Source organism: Streptomyces sp. NPDC006193 (assembly GCF_040613915.1).
Classification (GTDB): domain Bacteria; phylum Actinomycetota; class Actinomycetes; order Streptomycetales; family Streptomycetaceae; genus Streptomyces.
This window is the reverse complement of sequence record NZ_JBEXTB010000003.1, coordinates 291,867-311,156: the sequence shown is the minus strand read 5'-3', so window position 1 is coordinate 311,156 and position 19,290 is coordinate 291,867. Positions and strand designations below refer to the sequence as shown.

General features: G+C 71.6%; 18 protein-coding genes. 12 read left to right on the top strand and 6 right to left on the bottom strand.

Going from position 1 to position 19,290, the window contains the following annotated elements; all coding sequences use genetic code 11:
• Positions 1–80 precede the first annotated feature (80 nt).
• On the bottom strand, positions 81–1,847 hold the full coding sequence (locus ABZ261_RS05220) for an ABC transporter substrate-binding protein (RefSeq protein WP_356855433.1): 1,767 nt from the start codon (positions 1,845–1,847) through the stop codon (positions 81–83).
• 80 nt (positions 1,848–1,927) lie between these two features.
• Complete coding sequence (locus ABZ261_RS05215; RefSeq protein ID WP_356855431.1) at positions 1,928–2,917, bottom strand: ABC transporter permease; 990 nt, start codon at positions 2,915–2,917, stop codon at positions 1,928–1,930.
• Positions 2,918–3,426: 509 nt separating this feature from the next.
• Here ABZ261_RS05215 and ABZ261_RS05210 point away from each other — a divergent pair.
• Genes ABZ261_RS05210 through ABZ261_RS05190 form a run of 5 tightly spaced genes read left to right on the top strand, consistent with a single transcriptional unit; the run spans position 3,427 to position 9,066 of the window.
• Positions 3,427–5,070 carry an ABC transporter substrate-binding protein gene (locus tag ABZ261_RS05210; protein WP_356855429.1) on the top strand — a complete coding sequence of 548 codons (1,644 nt, stop codon included), beginning with the start codon at positions 3,427–3,429 and terminating at the stop codon, positions 5,068–5,070.
• A gap of 6 nt (positions 5,071–5,076) precedes the next feature.
• On the top strand, positions 5,077–6,000 hold the full coding sequence (locus tag ABZ261_RS05205) for an ABC transporter permease (protein ID WP_356855427.1): 924 nt from the start codon (positions 5,077–5,079) through the stop codon (positions 5,998–6,000).
• Positions 5,993–7,000, top strand: coding sequence for an ABC transporter permease (locus ABZ261_RS05200; RefSeq protein ID WP_356855425.1), 1,008 nt, complete (start codon positions 5,993–5,995; stop codon positions 6,998–7,000). Before ABZ261_RS05205 ends, ABZ261_RS05200 begins: the two co-directional genes overlap by 8 nt.
• Before the next feature lie 7 nt (positions 7,001–7,007).
• Positions 7,008–7,991, top strand: coding sequence for an ABC transporter ATP-binding protein (locus tag ABZ261_RS05195; RefSeq protein WP_356855423.1), 984 nt, complete (start codon positions 7,008–7,010; stop codon positions 7,989–7,991).
• Complete coding sequence (locus ABZ261_RS05190; protein ID WP_356855421.1) at positions 7,975–9,066, top strand: dipeptide ABC transporter ATP-binding protein; 1,092 nt, start codon at positions 7,975–7,977, stop codon at positions 9,064–9,066. The genes ABZ261_RS05195 and ABZ261_RS05190 overlap by 17 nt, the downstream gene beginning before the upstream one ends.
• Before the next feature lie 99 nt (positions 9,067–9,165).
• On the opposite strand, the gene ABZ261_RS05185 is transcribed toward ABZ261_RS05190, so the two are convergent.
• Positions 9,166–11,304: a prolyl oligopeptidase family serine peptidase gene (locus tag ABZ261_RS05185; RefSeq protein ID WP_356855419.1), complete on the bottom strand. Its 2,139-nt coding sequence runs from the start codon at positions 11,302–11,304 to the stop codon at positions 9,166–9,168.
• Between the two features lie 166 nt (positions 11,305–11,470).
• Here ABZ261_RS05185 and ABZ261_RS05180 point away from each other — a divergent pair, with 166 nt between their 5' ends.
• Positions 11,471–11,665 (top strand): hypothetical protein, encoded by a 195-nt coding sequence (locus ABZ261_RS05180; RefSeq protein WP_161287201.1) that lies wholly within the window; start codon positions 11,471–11,473, stop codon positions 11,663–11,665.
• 75 nt (positions 11,666–11,740) lie between these two features.
• Here ABZ261_RS05180 and ABZ261_RS05175 read toward each other — a convergent pair whose 3' ends face one another.
• From ABZ261_RS05175 to ABZ261_RS05165, 3 genes are read right to left on the bottom strand one after another with little or no spacing between them, the layout of a single operon-like run.
• Positions 11,741–11,950: a DUF397 domain-containing protein gene (locus ABZ261_RS05175; RefSeq protein ID WP_356855417.1), complete on the bottom strand. Its 210-nt coding sequence runs from the start codon at positions 11,948–11,950 to the stop codon at positions 11,741–11,743.
• A 42-nt stretch (positions 11,951–11,992) separates the two neighbouring features.
• On the bottom strand, positions 11,993–12,202 hold the full coding sequence (locus tag ABZ261_RS05170) for a DUF397 domain-containing protein (protein WP_356855415.1): 210 nt from the start codon (positions 12,200–12,202) through the stop codon (positions 11,993–11,995).
• Positions 12,199–13,083, bottom strand: a complete 885-nt coding sequence (locus ABZ261_RS05165) for a helix-turn-helix transcriptional regulator (protein ID WP_356855413.1) — start codon at positions 13,081–13,083, stop codon at positions 12,199–12,201. The genes ABZ261_RS05170 and ABZ261_RS05165 overlap by 4 nt, the downstream gene beginning before the upstream one ends.
• A 216-nt stretch (positions 13,084–13,299) precedes the next feature.
• Between ABZ261_RS05165 and ABZ261_RS05160 the strand changes: the two genes are divergently transcribed.
• The 6 genes from ABZ261_RS05160 (at position 13,300) to ABZ261_RS05135 (ending at position 19,240) form a co-directional block, all read left to right on the top strand.
• Positions 13,300–13,722: an ATP-binding protein gene (locus ABZ261_RS05160; protein ID WP_356855411.1), complete on the top strand. Its 423-nt coding sequence runs from the start codon at positions 13,300–13,302 to the stop codon at positions 13,720–13,722.
• A 227-nt stretch (positions 13,723–13,949) separates the two neighbouring features.
• Positions 13,950–14,858 (top strand): helix-turn-helix domain-containing protein, encoded by a 909-nt coding sequence (locus tag ABZ261_RS05155; RefSeq protein ID WP_356855409.1) that lies wholly within the window; start codon positions 13,950–13,952, stop codon positions 14,856–14,858.
• A 73-nt stretch (positions 14,859–14,931) separates the two neighbouring features.
• Positions 14,932–15,312 carry a hypothetical protein gene (locus tag ABZ261_RS05150; protein WP_356855407.1) on the top strand — a complete coding sequence of 127 codons (381 nt, stop codon included), beginning with the start codon at positions 14,932–14,934 and terminating at the stop codon, positions 15,310–15,312.
• A gap of 46 nt (positions 15,313–15,358) precedes the next feature.
• The gene (mshB, locus tag ABZ261_RS05145) at positions 15,359–16,219 is read left to right on the top strand and encodes an N-acetyl-1-D-myo-inositol-2-amino-2-deoxy-alpha-D-glucopyranoside deacetylase (protein ID WP_356855405.1); all 861 of its coding nucleotides are present in this window, start codon (positions 15,359–15,361) and stop codon (positions 16,217–16,219) included.
• A complete protein-coding gene (locus ABZ261_RS05140; protein WP_356855403.1) occupies positions 16,216–16,632 on the top strand; it encodes a DUF6113 family protein in 417 nt (138 codons plus the stop codon). Before mshB ends, ABZ261_RS05140 begins: the two co-directional genes overlap by 4 nt.
• A gap of 196 nt (positions 16,633–16,828) precedes the next feature.
• Positions 16,829–19,240: a hypothetical protein gene (locus tag ABZ261_RS05135; RefSeq protein ID WP_356855401.1), complete on the top strand. Its 2,412-nt coding sequence runs from the start codon at positions 16,829–16,831 to the stop codon at positions 19,238–19,240.
• Positions 19,241–19,290: the final 50 nt, after the last annotated feature.

Sequence of the window (19,290 nt, the reverse complement as noted above, 5' to 3'; positions counted from 1 at the left end):
GCCGGGCCGGGGTGACCGGAGGCCCGGTGGACGAGCCGAGGGCGGGGCGGCCGGCGGCCGCCCCGCCTCTCAGGGACGGATCAGGCCTTGACGTACATCTTGTAGAGCATGCAGCCGTCGAAGTTCGGGTCCATCTTCACGTTGCCGAGCTTCGAACCGTGGATGTACAGGCGCTTCATGTACACGTCGGGGATGAAGGCGCCCAGCTCCGTGACCTGCTTGTCCAGGGCGGCCCACATCTTGTTGGCCTTGTCCTGGTCGGTCTCGGCGGTGGCGGCCTTGATCGCCGCGTCCACGTCCTTGTTCTTCAGCTGGCAGTAGTTGGTGCCCTGCTCCACCACGTTGTGGCTGTCGAACAGCGGCTGGAAGACCGAGTAACCGGTCGGCCAGTCGGCGGACCAGCCGCCCCAGTAGATGTCGTAGCCGTTGTCGAGCTTGCCGATCTGGTCGTACCAGGTGGTCGAGTCGATGCCCTTGGACACGACGTCGAAGCCGGCCGCCTTCAGGGCGTTCTCGACGACGACCTTGATCTTGGCCTGCACGTCGTCCTGCTGGTAGGCGTAGACGATCTTCGTGCCGAGCTTGCCGGCCTTCTTCAGGATCGCCCTGGCGGCCTTCGGGTCGCCCGCGGGGTTCTTCAGCTTGCCCCAGACGTCCTGGGACTCGTAGCCGGCGACGAGCGGGCTCATGACGCCGGTCGCGTAGTCACCGCGGTGCACGCCGCCCTGCAGCTGGCGGATGCCGGCGGTCGGCCAGGCGCGGATGAGGGCCTCGCGGACCTTGATGTCGGTGACGCGGCTCTGGTTGATCCAGTAGACGCTGGTGCCGCTGCTCAGGTCCTCGAAGAGGCGGTCCTTGGCCTTGACGGTGGCCTGCTGGACCTTCGACTGCGGGACGGTCCGCCAGGACACGGCGTACTGGTCGTTGCCGGAGTCCGCGATGAGGCGGTCGGCGGCGGTCTCCGCCTCGATGCCGAAGGTGAAGTCGAACTCGTCCGGGTACGCGTTGCGGATCGGGTCCGTCTTCGGGTCCCAGTGCTCGTTGCGGACCAGCACCATCGACTTGTCGGTGCTGTGCGACTTGATCTTGTAAGGGCCGCTGGAGAACGGCTTCTTGTCGTAGTCCTGCTTGGTGTCGTGCTTCACCGGGGTCGGTGCGTACGAGTGCATCGCCAGGACGTAGTTGAAGTCCGGTCGCGCCACGGAGAGGTGGAAGGTGATGGTCTTCCCGCTCGTCTCGATCGACTTCAGGTGCTTGTTGCCCTTGAAGGGACCCGAGTACGACTTGCGGTACTCCTGCGAACCGGTCAGCCAGGTCTGGACGTAGACGGCGCCCTCGGTGATGAAGCTGGCGAAAGCCCGCTCGATGCCGTGGCGGACGTCGTCGACGGTGATGTCGGAACCGTCCTCCCACTTGATGCCGTCCTTCAGGGTGAAGGACCAGGTCTTGCCGTCGTCCTTCATGGTGCCCGTGTCGGTGGCGAGGTCGCCGACCAGCGTCATCGAGCCGTCGTCGCCGACCTTGTAACCGGTCAGGGTGCGCGAGATGACCATCGCGGCGAGCGAGTTCCACGCGTAGTAGATCCGCTGCGGGTCGAGGTGCGAGAAGTCGTCGTCGTTCAGCAGGTAGACCTTGCCGCCCTTCTTGGCGCCGGCGACCTCCGGAGCCGGGCCCTTGGAGTCCTCCGCCGTGCCGATCTTGACCGTGGTCGCGTGGGCCTTGGCCGCTTCCTGCTTGCCGGGCTTGCCGGCGCTGCTGGAGTTGCCGCTGCTGCACGCGGTCAGCACGGAGCCGGAGGCGGCGGCGACACCAGTGGCTATCAGGAAGTTTCTGCGCGAGAAGGACATCGCATCCTGCCTTGGAGTGAGTTGTTGAGGAAGATCCGGCAACCCCGGCGTCGTCGCCGTGGTCCTGAAGTGAGCCGGAGTCAGCGCTTGGTCTTCGGGTCGAGCGCGTCGCGCAACGAGTCACCGAGGAGGTTGAACGCCAGGACGAAGACGACCATCGCGATGCCGGGGAAGAGGAGGTAGGTGATGTCGTCCTGATACACCTGGGCCGCTCGGCCGAGCATCACCCCCCAGTCCGGGGTCGGGTCCTGGATGCCCACGTTGAGGAACGCGAGGCCCGCTTCGGTGGTGACCATCGTCGGGAGCAGAAGCGTCCCCTGGATCAGGATCGGCGTCCACAGGTTGGGCAGCAGTTCCTTGAAGATGATGCGGGCCGGAGACGCGCCCGTGACCTTCGCGGCCTCGACGAACTCCCTTTCGCGCAGGGCCAGTACCTGCCCCCGGAGCAGCCGGGCGATGGAGGACCAGCCGAAGACGGTGAGCAGGGAGATGAGGGAGACCACGACGATCCAGGTGGGCGTGTCCTCGTTCGGAGCCACGAACAGGTTCAGGACCACCGGGGTGAAGGCCACGAAGAACAGCTGCTGCGGGAAGGCGAGCAGGATGTCGATGACCCGGCCGAGGAACCAGTCCGTCTTGCCGCCGATGTAGCCGGCGGTGACACCGATCACCACCCCGACCAGCATGACGAGCACCGTGATGGCGGTGGAGACCAGCAGTGAATTGCGGATCGCGTACAGCAGGAAGGTGAAGACGTCGCGTCCCAGGCCCGGTTCGACGCCGAACCAGAAGTCGCCGTCGATGCCGCCGTTCGGCTTCACCGGGTAGCTGTTGTCGCCGAGGAGGGCGGGGTCGCTGAGCCCGTACGTCGTGTACGGGTCCTTGCCGTACAGCTTGGCTATGAGCGGCGCGGCGAGACCGATCACGAAGAAGAGGATCACGATGATCGCCGAAATGACGCCCGTGCGGTCCCTTTTGAAACGGCGCCAGGCCAGCTGGCCGGGGGACCGGCTCTCGTTGCCCTTCGAGCCGTCCGAAGTGGTCGACTTCGCAACGGTCTCGTCGGTCACCTCAAGAGGGGCAGCCGCAGATGGAGTTGGGGAGGTCATGGTGCTCCTGGCCCACGGGAGGGTCTGATGACTCCGCAGGGCGCTCCCCTACGGGCTACGCCGGACTTTTTCAACGCAATTCATTCAAGGTCAATAAATTCTCGACCGGCTTGGCTTCCTCTTTACCTTCTTTACCTGTACGTGGTCATTCCGTAGCTACGCGGGTAGCGCGATGTAATCAATCCGTGCTTCACATCGGACCAATCGGATCAAACGGGTAAGGCGTCCGATATGCGGACGGTCGAGTGCCGAAATGCGTACATCGGGACGCGCAATCCAACGTTTCCGCATCGTTGCGCGAAGATCTGTTGCGTCCGAAACCCAAGATCGTCAGCTCGGCGGACGGCCGAGCGCGCATACGGACGACGTGTCCCCCTAAAGGCCCCTCTATCGGACGTGAGCCGTGCGGTATATGCAATATGACCCGATAGGAACCGGTACGGGATCGGCGCTCACGGAGGAGGCACGCCATGCGTGGAACCACGCGCGACCGAGGGCAGGCCCGAGGGGCCGCCTGCGCGGTCGTGGCCGCCGTGGCACTCGCCGCCACCGGCTGCGGGGGCGGCGGTCCGGGCGGCGCGGGCGCCGGCGCGCTGCTCAGCTCCTCCTGGGGCGATCCGCAGAACCCGCTGGAACCCGCCAACACCAACGAGGTGCAGGGCGGCAAGGTCCTCGACATGATCTTCCGGGGCCTGAAGAAGTACGACCCGAGGACCGGCAAGGCCACCGACATGCTCGCCGAGTCCATCGAGACCGCGGACTCGCGCACCTTCACGATCCGGCTGAAGGACGGCTGGACCTTCTCCGACGGCGAGAAGGTGACCGCCCGTTCCTTCGTGGACGCCTGGAACTACGGGGCGAGCCTGCGCAACAGGCAGCGGAACGCCTACTTCTTCGGCTACATCGAGGGCTACGACCAGGTCCACCCCGACACCGGAGCGCAGCGCGCCGGCACGCTGTCCGGGCTGAAGGTCGTCGACGACCGCACCTTCACCGTCCGGCTCCGCCAGAAGTTCTCCGGCTTCCCGGACACCCTCGGCTACGCCGCCTTCGCCCCGCTGCCCCGCGCGTTCTTCACCGACCACGCGGCCTGGCTGAAGAAGCCGGTCGGCAACGGCCCGTACGCCGTCGAGTCCTACACGAAGGGCGCCCAGATGACCCTGAGGAGGTGGGACGGCTACCCCGGCCAGGACAAGGCGCGCAACGGCGGTGTGGTCCTCAAGGTGTACACCGACAACAACACCGCCTACACCGACCTGATGGCCGGCAACCTCGACCTCGTGGACGACGTCCCCGCCTCGCAGCTGAAGAACGTCCGCGCCGACCTGGGCGACCGGTACATCAACACCCCCGCCGGCATCATCCAGACCCTGGCCTTCCCCTACTACGACAAGGCCTGGAACAAGCCCGGCACGGAGAAGGTCCGCACCGGCCTGTCCATGGCGATCGACCGCAGGCAGATCACCGACACGATCTTCCGGGGCACCCGCACCCCCGCCACCGACTGGACCTCGCCCGTCCTCGGCGAGGACGGCGGCTTCAAGGACGGCCTGTGCGGCGACGCCTGCCGCTACGACCCGGCCCGGGCCCGGAAGCTGGTCCGGGAGGGCGGCGGCATCCCCGGCGGCCAGGTCAGGATCTCCTACAACGCGGACACGGGCTCGCACAGGGAGTGGGTGGACGCCGTGTGCAACAGCATCAACAGGGCGCTCGGCGACGACCGGGCGTGCGTCGGCAGACCGGTCGGCACCTTCGCGGACTTCCGCAACCAGATCGGGCGGCACAAGCTGAGCGGACCGTTCCGGGCGGGCTGGCAGATGGACTACCCGCTCATCCAGAACTTCCTCCAGCCGCTGTACTACACCGGCGCCTCCTCCAACGACGGCAAGTGGTCGGACAAGGACTTCGACGCACTGGTCGACCGGGCGAACGCCGAGACGGACCCGGCCAAGGCGGTCACGGCGTTCCAGAAGGCCGAGGAGGTCGTCCGGGACCGGATGGCCGCCATCCCGCTCTGGTACCAGAACGGCAGCGCCGGCTACTCCGAGCGGCTGTCCGGCGTGGCGCTCAACCCGTTCAGCGTGCCCGTCTACAACGAGATCAAGGTCAGCTGAGCCGCCATGGGACGCTACGTCCTCCGGCGCCTGCTGCAGATGGTCCCGGTGTTCGCCGGGGCCACCCTGCTGATCTTCCTCATGGTCAACGTGATGGGCGATCCGGTGGCGGGCCTGTGCGGCGAACGGCGGTGCGACCCGGCGACCGCGGCGCAGCTGAAGCGGGAGTTCGGCCTGGACGCGCCGCTGTGGCGGCAGTACGCGACGTACATGGGGAACGTCTTCACCGGGGACTTCGGCACGGCGTTCAACGGCCAGCCGGTGACCGAGCTGATGTCCACGGCCTTCCCCGTGACGGTGCGGCTCACCGTCGTCGCCGTCCTCCTCGAGGTCGTCGTCGGCGTCACGCTCGGCGTGCTGACCGGGCTGCGGCGCGGCCGGCCCGTCGACACCGCCGTGCTGCTGCTGACCCTGGTGGTGATCGCGGTGCCCACCTTCGTCACCGGCCTGCTGCTCCAGTTGCTCCTCGGCGTCCGGTGGGCGTGGATCAGGCCGTCCGTCCCCCCGGACGCCGCCTTCGGCGAGCTGATCGTGCCGGGCCTGGTCCTCGCCTCCGTCTCCCTCGCCTACGTCACCCGGCTGACCCGCACCTCCATCGCCGAGAACAAGCGCTCCGACTACGTCCGCACGGCCGTCGCCAAGGGACTGCCCCGGCGCCGGGTGATCACCCGTCACCTGCTGCGCAACTCCCTGATCCCGGTGGTCACCTTCATCGGCACCGACATCGGCGCGCTGATGGGCGGGGCGATCGTCACCGAGCGGATCTTCAACATCCACGGCGTGGGCTACCAGCTCTACCAGGGCATCCTGCGGCAGAACACCCAGACGGTCGTCGGCTTCGTGACCGTGCTCGTCCTCGTCTTCCTGGTCGCCAACCTCCTCGTCGACCTGCTGTACGCCGTACTCGACCCGAGGATCCGCTATGCCTGAACAGTCGTACGAGCCCGAAGGCGCGATCGCCGGCACCGGCATGGGCGGCGCGATGGACCTCGGCGCGAGCGAGGCCGTCGCCCTCGGACAGCGCCCGCCGGCCGGCCCGGGCGGCGGGGTCCCGGCCGGACCGGAAGGCGCCGGTCCGGCGGGCAGGCCGCGCTCCCTGTGGTCGGACGCCTGGCGGGACCTGCGCCGCAACCCGGTCTTCCTCGTCTCCGCCCTGGTCATCCTCTTCCTGTTCGTCGTCTCCCTGTGGCCGTCGGCGATCGCCCCCGGCAGCCCCCTGCGGTGCGACCTGTCCAAGGCCCAGGAAGGCGCCCGGCCGGGCCATCCGTTCGGCTTCGACGGACAGGGCTGCGACGTCTACACGCGCACCGTGCACGGCGCCCGCACGTCCGTCACCGTCGGCGTGTGCGCCACGCTCGGCGTCTCCCTGTTCGGCTCGGCGCTCGGCGGACTCGCGGGGTACTTCGGCGGCGTCTGGGACGCGGTGCTGTCCCGGCTCACCGACGTCTTCTTCGCCATCCCGGTCGTCCTCGGGGGGCTCGTCCTCCTCTCCGTGGTGACGAGCAATACGGTCTGGCCGGTCATCGGGTTCATGGTGCTGCTCGGCTGGCCGCAGATCTCCCGCATCGCCCGCGGCTCGGTCATCGCCGTCAAGCAGAACGACTACGTCCAGGCCGCCCGCGCCCTCGGCGCCTCCGACTCCCGCATCCTGCTGAGGCACATCACGCCCAACGCCGTGGCCCCGGTCATCGTCGTCGCGACCATCGCGCTCGGCACCTACATCGCCCTGGAGGCGACCCTGTCCTACCTCGGCGTCGGCCTCAGACCGCCCAGCGTCTCCTGGGGCATCGACATCTCCGCCGCGTCCCCGTACGTCCGCAACGCCCCGCACGCCCTGCTGTGGCCCTCGGGGGCCCTCGCCGTCACGGTCCTGGCCTTCATCATGCTCGGCGACGCGGTACGCGACGCCCTCGACCCGAAGCTGAGGTGACGCCGTCGTGCTGCTCGAAGTGCGGGATTTGCACGTGGAGTTCCGGACCCGGGACGGGGTCGCCCGCGCCGTGAACGGGGTCGACTGCGCGGTGGACGCGGGGGAGACGCTGGCGGTGCTCGGGGAGTCCGGGTCGGGCAAGTCCGTCACAGCGCAGGCCGTGATGGGGATCCTTGACACGCCGCCGGCCCGGATCACCGGCGGGCGGATCCTGTTCCGGGGGCAGGACCTGCTGACGGTCCGGGCGGAGGAGCGGCGCAGGATCCGCGGCGCCGGCATGGCCATGATCTTCCAGGACGCGCTGTCCGCCCTGAACCCGGTCATGACGGTGGGCGACCAGCTCGCGGAGATGTTCGTCGTGCACCGCGGGATGCGGAAGAAGGACGCACGGGCCAGGGCGGTCGAGCTGATGGACCGGGTGCGCATCCCGGCCGCGGCCCAGCGGGCGCGGGACCACCCCCACCAGTTCTCCGGCGGGATGCGCCAGCGCATCATGATCGCCATGGCGCTGGCCCTGGAACCGGCGCTCGTCATCGCCGACGAGCCGACCACCGCCCTGGACGTCACGGTCCAGGCCCAGGTCATGGACCTGCTCGCGGAGCTGCGGCGCGAGTACCGGATGGGGCTCATCCTGATCACCCACGACCTCGGTGTGGTCGCCGACGTCGCCGACCGGATCGCGGTGATGTACGCCGGGAGGATCGTCGAGTCGGCGCCCGTGCGCGACCTGTACAAGCTCCCCGCCCACCCCTACACCCGCGGCCTGCTGGACTCCGTCCCCCGCCTGGACCGCAAGGGACGGCGGCTGGACGCCGTCCGGGGCCTGCCGCCCAACCTGACGCGCATCCCGCCGGGCTGCGCCTTCCACCCCCGCTGCCCGATGGCGCGGGACGTGTGCCGCACCGAGGAACCGCCGCTGTACGAGGTGGCCGCCGGCCGGGGCAGCGCCTGCCACTTCTTCAGGGAGTGCCTGGATGACCGCGACCACTGAACCGATCCTGGAGGTCAGCGGCCTCGTCAAGCACTATCCGCTCACCCGGGGCGTGCTGTTGCGCAAGCAGGTCGGCGCGGTGCGGGCGGTGGACGGCGTCGACTTCGCCCTCGGCCGGGGCGAGACCCTGGGCATCGTGGGGGAGTCGGGCTGCGGCAAGTCCACGCTCGCCCGGCTGCTGTGCAACCTGGAGCGTCCCACGGCCGGCTCCGTCCGGTTCAAGGGGGAGGACATCACCCGGCTGTCCGGCCGGGCCCTCAAGGCGGTCCGCCGCAACATCCAGATGGTGTTCCAGGACCCGTACACCTCCCTGAACCCCCGGATGACGGTGGGCGACATCATCGGCGAGCCCTTCGACATCCACCCCGAGGCGGCCCCCAGGGGCGACCGGCGCCGCAGGGTGCGCGAGCTGCTGGACGTGGTCGGTCTCGACCCCGAGTACGCCGACCGCTACCCGCACCAGTTCTCCGGCGGTCAGCGCCAGCGCATCGGGATCGCGCGGGGGCTGGCGCTGCGCCCGGAGGTGATCGTCGCCGACGAGCCGGTGTCCGCGCTGGACGTGTCGGTCCAGGCCCAGGTGATCAACCTCCTGGACCGGCTCCAGTCGGAGTTCGGCCTGTCGTACGTCTTCATCGCGCACGACCTGTCGGTGGTCCGGCACATCTCGGACCGGGTGGCGGTCATGTACCTGGGCCGCATCGTGGAGACCGGGCGGGAGGCCGAGATCTACGACCATCCCACCCACCCCTACACCCAGGCCCTGCTGTCCGCCGTCCCCGTGCCCGACCCGGAGGCCCCCGCGCACCGCGAGCGGATCATCCTCACCGGTGACGTGCCCTCCCCGACGGACATCCCCTCCGGCTGCCGTTTCCGCACCCGCTGCTGGAAGGCCCGGGACCGCTGCGCCCGCGAGGTGCCCGCGCTCGCGGTGCCCGCCGTCTTCCGCGGCGTGTCCGGCCCCGCGGCCCATGCGTCGGCCTGCCACTTCGCCGAGGAGGCTCCCTCCGCCGGGCGTCCGGCGCCCGCGGCGGCCCCGCCGCCGGCGATGCAGCACAACGGCGACGGGCCGGGATGAGTCGCCCCGTCCCGGCCCGCTTACGGCACCCGCACGGCCGTACGCGTCCAGCCTCGCGCGTCCGTATATCAGCGCCGCTTCGGCCGAGTTGCCTGTTTGTTAACGCAGTTGCGGGGTGTTCGGCTGCGGGAGCGAGCGCCGCAGGAAGTCGAGCTGCAGGAGCAGCAGGTTCTCGGCGACCGTCTCCTGGGGGGTCATGTGGGTCACGCCGGACAGCGGGAGGACCTCGTGGGGGCGGCCGGCGCCCAGGAGGGCGGAGGACAGGCGCAGGGAGTGGGCGACGACCACGTTGTCGTCCGCGAGACCGTGAATGATCATCATCGGGCGGTGCGGTTCGGCCGGGTCGACCAGGCCCGCGTCGTCCACCAGGGAGTTGCGGCGGTAGACCTCCGGCTGCTCGTCGGGGTGACCGAGGTAGCGCTCCTGGTAGTGGGTGTCGTAGAGGCGCAGGTCGGTGACGGGCGCGCCGACCACGGCCGCGTGGAACACGTCCGGGCGGCGCAGCACCGCGAGGGCCGCCAGGTAGCCGCCGAAGGACCAGCCCCGGATCGCCACCCGGCCCAGGTCCAGCGGATACCGCTCGGCGAGGGCGTGGAGGGCGTCCGCCTGGTCCTGGAGGACGACGTCCGCCAGGTCGTCCCGGACCGCCTTCTCCCAGGCCGGCGAGCGCCCCGGCGTGCCCCGGCCGTCGGCGACGACCACCGCGAAACCCTGGTCGGCGAACCACTGGGAGGTCAGGTGGGCGTTGTGCGCGGCGACCACGCGCTGCCCGTGCGGCCCGCCGTAGGGGTCCAGCAGGACCGGCAGGGGAGTGTCACCGTGGTAGTCCCGTGGCATAAGCACGGCGCACGGAATGCGGCGTGCGCCCCCCTCGGTGAGGGTGACCCGCGGGGAGAAACCGGGATCTTCGGCGTACGACCGGACAGTCGCCACCGGCTTGCCCTCGCACAGCACCTGCACCCGGGTGCCCGGCCGGTCCAGCGCGGCCGAGGTCAGCACGGTCACGCCCCCGGCGCGCACCGCCGAGTGCACACCCGGTTCCCGGGAGACGCGCTCCACCCCCAGCTCGTTCACCCGGTACACATGGATTTCGCCGATTTCCGGGGCCTCCGCCTCCGCACCCGACGAGGCGGAAACCAGTACGTCGTCCGTGCCCACGTCAAGTACCGCACGAATGTGCAACTGACCCCTGGTCAATGGCCGTTCCCCGACCGCCAGCACCCGTGCGCCGCCCTCGTCGGCGATCCGGACGAGCTGCCCCGACGGGCTCCAGCACGGAACCCCGGCGAAAAGTTCCAGCCAACTTGGATCTTCGTCGGCGTGCACCATCCGCGTGGCTCCGGTGGCCGGATCCACCGCCAGGAACAACTGGCTGCGCTGATCCCGCGCCTGAACCAGCAACAGCGGGGCACCCGCCCCTGACCAGTGCACTCGTGCCAGATACGGATAGCGGGACCGGTCCCAGACGACCTCCGTGCGCGTCCCGTCCAGCGCGCACACGAACAGCCGTACGTCCGCGTTCGCCGTGCCCGCCGCCGGGTAGCGGACGGCCTGCGGCTCGCGGTCCGGGTGGGCCGGATCCGCGATCCACCACCGCCGCACCGGCGTGTCGTCCACGCGCGCCACGAGCAGCCGGTCCGACTCCGGCGCCCACCAGAAGCCCCGCGAGCGGCCCATCTCCTCGGCCGCGACGAACTCCGCGAGCCCGTAGGAGACCTCCTCCGACTCCGGCTCGGCCAGCGCCCGGTCGCCGTCCCCCTCGGCGCCCACCACCCGCAGCGCACCCCGGGCGACATAGGCGACGTGCCGCCCGTCGGGGGACGGACGCGGGTCGACCACCGGCCCCGCGACGCGCAGCTCACGCGTCGTGCCGGCCCGCAGCTCGGCCGTGAAAAGCCGCCCTGACAAGGCGAAAGACGCCAACTCCACGGCGCCGTCGGTGGCATACCCGACGATGCCGGCACCACCCTCCCGGCTGCGTTCCCGGCGTGCCCGCTCCTCCGCCGGGAGCTCTTCGCGGGCGCCCCTCAGGAGTGCGCTCGGGTCGGCCGCCAGGCGCTCCGCGCCGCCCGGCAGATCCATGACCCACAGGGAGTTGGCCCGGTCGGAACCGGAGCCGGAGCGCAGGAACGCGACACGCGAACCGTCGGGCGCCACGGTGAACGCACGCGGCGCGCCGAGCGTGAACCGCTGGGTCCGGGCGTACCGGCGGGGAAAGGAGTCAGCCTCGGTCGTCATACCCCGACCATATTGGCCATGCGCCCCCTTGTGCGGCTGTGCGCCGAGCGATGCGCGAGCACGGATAGTTATGATCACTACCGCTGTGTGGGTAGGAACCTGCTGGCGTCCGCATGGAGTTGCTGTACACCCCCCGCGTCCCTGGGATCTTTGGAGGTGAACCGCCGTGGCACTCTCGATTTCGGCGGTGGTGCTGCTGGCGATCATCGTCTTCTTGCTGATCAAGAAGTCAGGGCTGAAGGGCGGCCACGCGGTCGTCTGCGTCCTGCTCGGCTTCTATCTCGCCTCCTCGACCGTCGCTCCCACGATCAGCGAGCTGACCACCAATGTCGCCAGCATGATCGGCAGCATCAAATTCTGACCGCCGTCGAGGCGACGGCGTGCGAACGGCCGGCGACCCTCAGGGTCGCCGGCCGTGCCGAGCAGGAGTAGCCGGTCAGTTCTCGGTCGCGTAGGGCAGGAAGTCGGCCCATGCGGTGGGGGCGAAGGCCAGCCGCGGGCCCTCGGTGTGCTTCGAGTCGCGGACGTGGACGGTGCCGGGTTCGGTGGCGACCTCGACGCAGGAGTCGCCCTCGCTGCCGCTGCTGTAGCTGCTCTTGAACCACGCCAGGCCGGAGGTGCGCCTGGCGGATGCTTCGCGGTTCATGTCTCTCCCGGAGGCTGGGTGGCCGTTGTGGGGAGTAGCCGGTCAGTTCTCGGTCGCGTAGGGCAGGAAGTCGGCCCATGCGGTGGGGGCGAAGGCCAGCCGCGGGCCCTCGGTGTGCTTCGAGTCGCGGACGTGGACAGTGCCGGGTTCGGTGGCGACCTCGACGCATGAGTCGCCCTCGCTGCCGCTGCTGTAGCTGCTCTTGAACCACACTAGGCCGGACGCGTCCCCGGACGAGCTCTTGCGGATCATGTCTCCCCCAGCAGTTGTTCGATGAAGGCAGCCGACTCACGTGGTGTGAGCGCCTGAGCCCGGATGATGCCATACCGGAGTTCCAGGATACGGAGCTGCCGGAGGTCGGAAACCGGTCGTCCGTTGGCCACTGCTGGTGAACGGCCAATCGCTGAACCGTCTTCGAATTTGAGCACCTCGATGCCGCCGTCCACGCCGGCATGTTCATCGCGTTCCATCGGCATCACCTGCAGCTCGACGTTGCGCAACTGGGCTGCCTCAAGCAGGTGTTCAAGCTGACGACGCAGGACCGTCCTTCCACCCAGTGGTCGCCGAAGCGTCCACTCTTCCAGGACGAAACTGAGGTCGGGTGCCGGGTCCCGCTCGAAGATCGCTTTGCGTGCTACTCGCGCTGCGATGAACCGCTCCACCTCCTCTGCCGAATAGGCAGGGCGCCGCATGGACAGGAGGGCACGCGCGCACTCCGGTGTCTGCAACAAGCCGTGGACGTGCAGCGGATCGTAGAGCTGGAGCTCTACCGCCCGCGCTTCCATCTGGGCCAGGTCCCGCACCTTCTTCGGGTAGCGGACCTTCTTCACGTCCTCCTTCATCGCCGCGACGAGCCCACCCGCGCTCAGCACCTCGTCCGCCGTGTCCAGGTACTCGGGGCGGGGGATGCGCTTGCCGCTCTCGATCTTGTAGACGAGGTCCTCCCCGTACCCGACCGCCGCCGCGAACTCGCCGACCCGCAGCCCGGCCGCTTCCCGGCGGAGCCTCAACTGCCGTCCCACCGTGGCCACCACGGCGAGTGCCCAGTCGTCGTCCGGGTCCACCTCCCAGCCCGGCTCGTCCGTCTGCTCCGCCTCGGCCCCGACCCGCACCGCCTCACCGTTCACCGACATGCGCGCCCCTCCGTAGTGCCGCGTCCTACCGTTCCGCCCCGCCTGTGGGGGAGCCGCGCCGACAGTCCGGACAGCGCCGGACCAGCCCTGGACGGTGGCTCTACGTAGCGGGGCGATCACGCATCACGGTACGACCGGTCGGCCACGCTGAGTGATGTGAATCAGGAAATCCAGGAAATCTCCGGGACCGGACCCCGACCCGAATCCGGCGGCGGGGTGCGCAACGTGACCCTGCTGCTGTCGTCCACCCCGCGCGGGGCCCGCCTGGCCCGCCTGCTCGCGGCGGACGCGCTGCGGAGCTGGGGACTTCCGTACGAGACGGCGAGCCAGGTCGTGGCGGAACTGGCGGCGAACGCGGCCACCCACGGCCGCGTGCCGGGCCGCAGTTTCCGCCTCACGCTGTACGTGGTCGGCGGCACGCTCCGCGTCGAGGTCACCGACACGCGCGGTGACCGGCTGCCCGCGCTCCGGGCGCCGGACGCCGTGGCCGAGTCCGGCCGGGGCCTGGTGCTGGTCGAGGCGCTGGCCGACCGCTGGGGGGTGACGGAGGAGCGGTTCCCGCGCAAGACCGTGTGGGCCGAACTGAGCCTGGTGCCACCGGAACCCGCACCCTCGCGCTCCGGCGGCGTCGGCGACTGAAAGACAGAGAACTCGGGGGGAAAGCACCCCCACCGAACCCCACCCCTCCCGCCCGCGGTCGCGCTCACCCGGGCGGGTGAACATCCCGGAACCGGCTGGATTTCCCGGCCGCGGAGGCTCGACGCTCAGCGCAACGCACCACCACAACCGCAGACATGAGACGGCCCCCGCCGGGACGGGCAATCCCAGTGCGAGGGCCTGACCACCGAGGAAGAGGAAGCTTCCCGATGGGTACCCAGCACCCTAGCGCGCCCTCGCGCGTCCAGGCCCGCGTTGCGGGCGACAAGCACCCGAACCGGGGCCGCCGCAGCGGCGGGCTCCAGCACGACAACTCCCGCCACACCGCCCGTTTCACGGTGGTCGGCAACCACCTGGCCCAGCACCGGCAGCTCTCGCTCCTCGCCATCGGGCTCGCCGTGCACCTCCAGTCGCTGCCCCAGGGCGCCGCCGCCGACATCAAGACCCTCGCCGCCCGGTTCCCCGAGGGGGCCACCCGGATCGCCGCCGCCCTGCGCGAGCTGGAGGCCCACGGCTACCTGCGCCGCGAACGCCACCGCACGCCCACCGGCCGCATCGTCACCCGCACGGTCTCCTGCAACCAGCCGGCGGCGGCCCGCCACCGCCCCGAGGCACAGGTCGCGGCACCGCAGCGGCGGGAGGTGTGCGCGGACGGCGGGGCGCACCGCACGCGGGCGGCACGGGAGGAGCGAGCGCCCCGCAAGCCGCTCCCCGCCGTGCCGAGCCCCGCCTGCCCCGCCCCGGCGCTCCTGGCGGCCGCCACGGACCTCCTCGCGGACCTCCGCCGCCACGACGCCCGGCTGCTGCTCTCCGCGTGCGACACCGCCCACCTGGCCCCCGGTGTCGCCGCCTGGCTGGAGCGGGACGTCGCCCCCGCCGCCGTACGCCGCGCCCTGACCGCCGACCTGCCGCCCGAGGGCGTACGCCGCCCCGCCGCCCTCCTGGCGCACCGCCTGGCCGCCCAGCTCCCGCCCCCGCCCCCGTTCCGGGCCCCGGCCGCCCCGCCGCCGCCCCGGTACCCGATGCGGAACTGCGACGGCTGCGACCGCGCCTTCCGCTCACCCGATCCCGGGACCCGCTGCCGCGACTGCCGAACCGACCTCCAGGAGGCCGCCTAGCATGCCCCTGGGCACAGACGACGAGGAGCGAGCGCCATGACCCTCACAGGGCGCCTCCCACCTGTACCGGGCCATGCGCGACTTCCTGCAGTCCATGGACGACACGCTGCCCGGCACGTTCGAGATCACCAAGGAAGGGATCGTCCACGACCTGGAAGGGGACGGAGCCTTCGAGCCCCGTACGCTCCTCGCGGCCGTCGAGGTCGTCTCCCGCTCCAACCCGGACAACGACTGGGTGGGCAAGATGCGCGACTACCCGCTGCTCGGCATTCCCGTCTACGCGGTCTTCGACCCGCGTACCGGCACCGGTGCGGTGCTCACGGACATCCACTCCACCCCGGACGGCCCCCGGTACGCCACCCGCAAGGACTTCGTGTACGGCGAGGACGTCACCATCGGGAAGTGGACCATTGCGACGAGCGGTCTGCCGCGCTACCAGGACGAGGACGGGTGACCGCCCGGCGTTCGGCGCCCCGCCCGGCCCCTCATAGGCTGGCCCCATGACGGAACTGCCAGCCCGGCGTCTGCTGCTGGTGCACGCGCACCCGGACGACGAGTCGATCAACAACGGCGCGACCATGGCCCGGTACGCGGCCGAGGGCGTCCACGTGACCCTGGTCACCTGCACCCTCGGCGAGCGCGGCGAGGTCATCCCGCCCGAACTGGCCCACCTGAGCGGCGCCGCCCTCGGGCAGCACCGGCTCGGTGAGCTGAGGGACGCGACGCGCGCGCTCGGGGTCGAGGACGTCCGGCTGCTCGGCGGGGCGGGTCGGTACAGCGACTCCGGGATGATGGGACTGCCCGACAACGACGACCCCGGCTGCTTCTGGCAGGCCGACGTGGACGAGGCCGCCGGCCGCCTGGCCGAGGTGATCCTGGAGGTCCGCCCCCAGGTCCTCGTCACCTACGACGACCACGGCGGCTACGGCCACCCGGACCACGTCCAGGCCCACCGCGTCGCCATGCGCGCCGTCGATCTCGCGGCCGACCGGGGCCACCGGGTCGGCAAGGTGTACTGGAACCGCGTGCCCCGCTCCGTCGCCGAGGCCGCCTTCGCCCGCCTCCGGGACGAGTTGCCCGCGCTGCCGTTCGGCGAGAGCGCGACCGTGGACGACGTGCCCGGTGTGGTGGACGACGAGCGGGTCACCACCGCGATCGACGGCGCCGCGCACGCCGCCGCGAAGGCCGCCGCGATGCGCGCCCACGCCACCCAGATCGAGGTGGCCGAGCCGTACTTCGCGCTCTCCAACGCCCTCGCCCAGCCGCTGTTCACCACCGAGTACTACGAGTTGGTGCGCGGTCCGGGCGGCCCCGGTGAGACCGACCTGTTCGCCGGCCTGGGCCCCGGGGAGGCGTCGTGAGCGACACCCGGCCCGGCTCCCTGCTCGCCCAGCCGCTGCGGCCGCCCTCCGCCGGACGGACCGCCGCCCACCTCGGCCTCCTCCTGCTCGGCGCGGTGGTCGGACTCGCCGGGAGCCTGGTGCAGGCCGCCTGGTTCCCCGGCGGGCTGCTGCTGGCCCTCGCGGGCGCCGCCGGACTGTTCCTCGGCGGGGCGTACGCCACCGGCGGCCGCGGCGGGGCGGTCGCGCCGGCGGCGGGGTGGATCGTCGCCGTCATCCTGCTCACCACCGCCCGCCCCGAGGGCGACTTCCTGTTCGGCGCCTCAGGGGCCACCTATCTGTTCCTGCTCGGCGGCATGGCCCTCGCTGTGATCTGTGCCACCGTCGGCGCCGGACGGCAACCCGCCGGCGGCTCCGCCCGACTTGGCAAGTGACGTACCACTTCGCCGTTCGGCGCACGTGCGCGTCGGGCGGGGGTTTACTCAGCGGTCGTGGGAAACGCGCCAGAGGTGGCCAGTATGGTGGTGCGCGCCGCCGAGCCTCCCCCGAACGCTCGACTTCGCTCGTGCAGGGGGACCCCCACTCGCAGTGAGGTCGAACAGGCGGCGGAGCCAACTGGGAGAACCTGCCTTGAGTCGTGAAACTGACACTCCGTCCTCCGGGCCCAACGGGCGCGGCGGAGCCGCATACCCCTCCGGCACGCCGCCGTACGGGACCCCCATGGCTTCCGACGACGGCGCCGGAGCGGGCCGTTCGGGCACGCGTCCGGAGGAGAAGAAGACCGAGACCACGCTGACGACCCGGATCCGGATCAACATCCCCGGGTCCCGGCCGATCCCACCGGTCGTCGTGCGCAAGCCCGTAGGGGACGGGGAGAGCGCCGGGGAGGACAAGCAGCCCGCCGCCGAGCCGCGGCCCGTGGCCGACCGGAAGCCCGCCGCCCTCGCCGCCCCCGCCGAGCCCGCCGCCCCGGCCGAGCCCGCCGCCCCGGCGGAGGAGAAGACCAGCGACTGGTTCGCGCCCCGCAAGTCCCCGGCCGCCAAGGGCGGTCCGGGCGGCGGCGGCACGAACGGCGCCGGTGTGCCCGGCGGTTCCGCCGCCCCCGCCCTCACCTCCGGCGTGCCGAGCGCCCGTACGGGTGGTTCGGGAGCGTCCGGCGCGTCCGGTGCCACCGGCGCACGCCCCGGCGGCGGCCGTCCCGGCGGTGTCACCGGCGCCTTGAGCGTGCCCGGCTCCCGGCAGGGCGGCACCAACGGCAAGGGCCTGCCCGGCGCCACCGGCGGCCCCGTCGCCCCCGGACACGGCGGCGGCACCGGCTCCTTCGACGTGACCGAGGCGCTGGCCGCGGGCCCGCGGGGCGGCGGCTCCCGCCCCGGCCCGTCCGGCGCCGGCGAGCCCCGCCGGGACGACCTGCCGTACTACGCGGAGAACGGCGGGCAGGACGGCGCCGGCGCCCCCCGCCAGGACGGCTTCGGCGCCGGTCCGGCGGGCGCGGGCGGTCCCGGCGGCTTCGGCGGCCCGGGCGGCGGCGCGGGCGCGGGCGGTGCGAACCGGCAGTCCGGCCCGGCCGGTCCCGGCGGCCCCGGTGGCCCCGGCGGCTTCGGCGGCCCGGGCGGTCCCGGCGGCGTCCCGGGCACGGCCGGTGCGAACCGGAACTCCGGCCCGGCCGGCCCCGGCGGCCCCAGCGGCTTCAACGGCCCGAGCGGGCAGGGCGGCACCGGCGGTCCCCGCAACCCGGCCGGACCCACCGGCGGTCCGGTCACCGGCGACGCCACCCTCGCCCCGCAGGCCCGCCACGCCGGCCCGGAGGGCGGCGAGCCCTTCGACGGCCCCGCCGGTCCCGCCGGCCCCTCCGGCGCGGGCGGCTACGGCCCCGGCGGCCACCGCGGCGGACTGAGCGACGACACCGCGGTCCTCACCCCGCAGCAGCAGGCCCCGGAGCCGGGCACGCCCGGCTACCGCTCCCCGGCCGCCGGCAACGTCTCCGGACACACCGTCACCAGCGGCATCCCGGTCGTCCCCGGCGCGGGCAACTCCACGGCGGCCCCCGCGGCGGCCAAGCCGGCCCCCGCGCCCAAGGCGTCGGCCAAGCCGAAGAAGAAGGGCCGCAGCAAGCTGATGCTGCTCGCCGTCGGCGTGGTCGTCGTCGCGGGCGGCGCATACGGCGCCGGACTGCTGATGAACCGCACCGACGTGCCCAAGGGCACCACCGTGCTCGGCGTCGACATCGGCGGCGGCACCCGGGACGACGCCGTCAAGAAGCTGGACGACGCCTTCGGCAGCCGGGTGGACAAGCCGCTGAAGCTCGCCGTGGGCGGCAGGACGGTCACCCTCACCCCGGAGAACGCCGGACTGCAGTTCGACTACCAGGCCACGGTCGGCGAGGCCGCGAAGAGCGACTACAACCCGGTCCATGTGATCGGCTCCCTCTTCGGGCAGAAGCGCGTGGTCGAGCCGGTCATGCCGGTGGACGAGGAGAAGCTCCAGGCCGCCCTCCAGCAGGCGGGCGGCGGCTCCGGCTCGGTCACCGACGGCACCATCGACTTCCGGCCGGGCAAGGCCGTCGCCGTGTACGGCAGGCCCGGCCGGGGCATCGACGCCGGCCGGTCCACCCGGGCGGTCGAGCAGGCGTACCGCACGCTGGTGGGGACGGGCGCCGCGACCCCGGTCACCGTGCCCACGACCACCAGGCGGCCCACGGTGTCCGACGCCGAGGTCGACCGGATGATGCGGGAGTTCGCCCAGCCCGCGATGTCGGCCAACGTGACCGTGCAGACCGACGCGGCCCACCAGGTCCCGATGAGCCCGCAGAAGTCGCTGTGGAAGTTCCTCAGGGTCACGGCCGTCGACGGCAAGCTGGTCGACAAGCCCGACCTCGCCGCCCTCGAGCGGCTGTACGGGCAGGCCTTCGACGGCGTGCTGATCACCCGCGCCAACGGCAAGAAGACGCCCGTCACCCCCCAGGACGTCTACGTCGCCCTGCGCCAGGCGCTGATCAGCAGGACCGACCGGGTCGCGGTCATCGACACGAACCCGTCCTAGCGGTCGCCGCACGAGGGGCGCCCTCCGCCCGGAGGGCGCCCCTCGCCCGC

What these genes read in the sequence shown, in the direction of transcription:
- ABZ261_RS05220 (WP_356855433.1), bottom strand. Translation starts at nt 1,847, where the DNA reads ATGTCCTTCTCGCGCAGAAACTTCCTGATAGCCACTGGTGTCGCCGCC.
- ABZ261_RS05165 (WP_356855413.1), bottom strand. Translation starts at nt 13,083, where the DNA reads ATGTCGGTGAACGGTGAGGCGGTGCGGGTCGGGGCCGAGGCGGAGCAG.
- ABZ261_RS05155 (WP_356855409.1), top strand. Translation starts at nt 13,950, where the DNA reads ATGGGTACCCAGCACCCTAGCGCGCCCTCGCGCGTCCAGGCCCGCGTT.
- ABZ261_RS05150 (WP_356855407.1), top strand. Translation starts at nt 14,932, where the DNA reads ATGCGCGACTTCCTGCAGTCCATGGACGACACGCTGCCCGGCACGTTC.
- ABZ261_RS05190 (WP_356855421.1), top strand. Translation starts at nt 7,975, where the DNA reads ATGACCGCGACCACTGAACCGATCCTGGAGGTCAGCGGCCTCGTCAAG.
- mshB (WP_356855405.1), top strand. Translation starts at nt 15,359, where the DNA reads ATGACGGAACTGCCAGCCCGGCGTCTGCTGCTGGTGCACGCGCACCCG.
- ABZ261_RS05210 (WP_356855429.1), top strand. Translation starts at nt 3,427, where the DNA reads ATGCGTGGAACCACGCGCGACCGAGGGCAGGCCCGAGGGGCCGCCTGC.
- ABZ261_RS05205 (WP_356855427.1), top strand. Translation starts at nt 5,077, where the DNA reads ATGGGACGCTACGTCCTCCGGCGCCTGCTGCAGATGGTCCCGGTGTTC.
- ABZ261_RS05170 (WP_356855415.1), bottom strand. Translation starts at nt 12,202, where the DNA reads ATGATCCGCAAGAGCTCGTCCGGGGACGCGTCCGGCCTAGTGTGGTTC.
- ABZ261_RS05185 (WP_356855419.1), bottom strand. Translation starts at nt 11,304, where the DNA reads ATGACGACCGAGGCTGACTCCTTTCCCCGCCGGTACGCCCGGACCCAG.
- ABZ261_RS05200 (WP_356855425.1), top strand. Translation starts at nt 5,993, where the DNA reads ATGCCTGAACAGTCGTACGAGCCCGAAGGCGCGATCGCCGGCACCGGC.
- ABZ261_RS05175 (WP_356855417.1), bottom strand. Translation starts at nt 11,950, where the DNA reads ATGAACCGCGAAGCATCCGCCAGGCGCACCTCCGGCCTGGCGTGGTTC.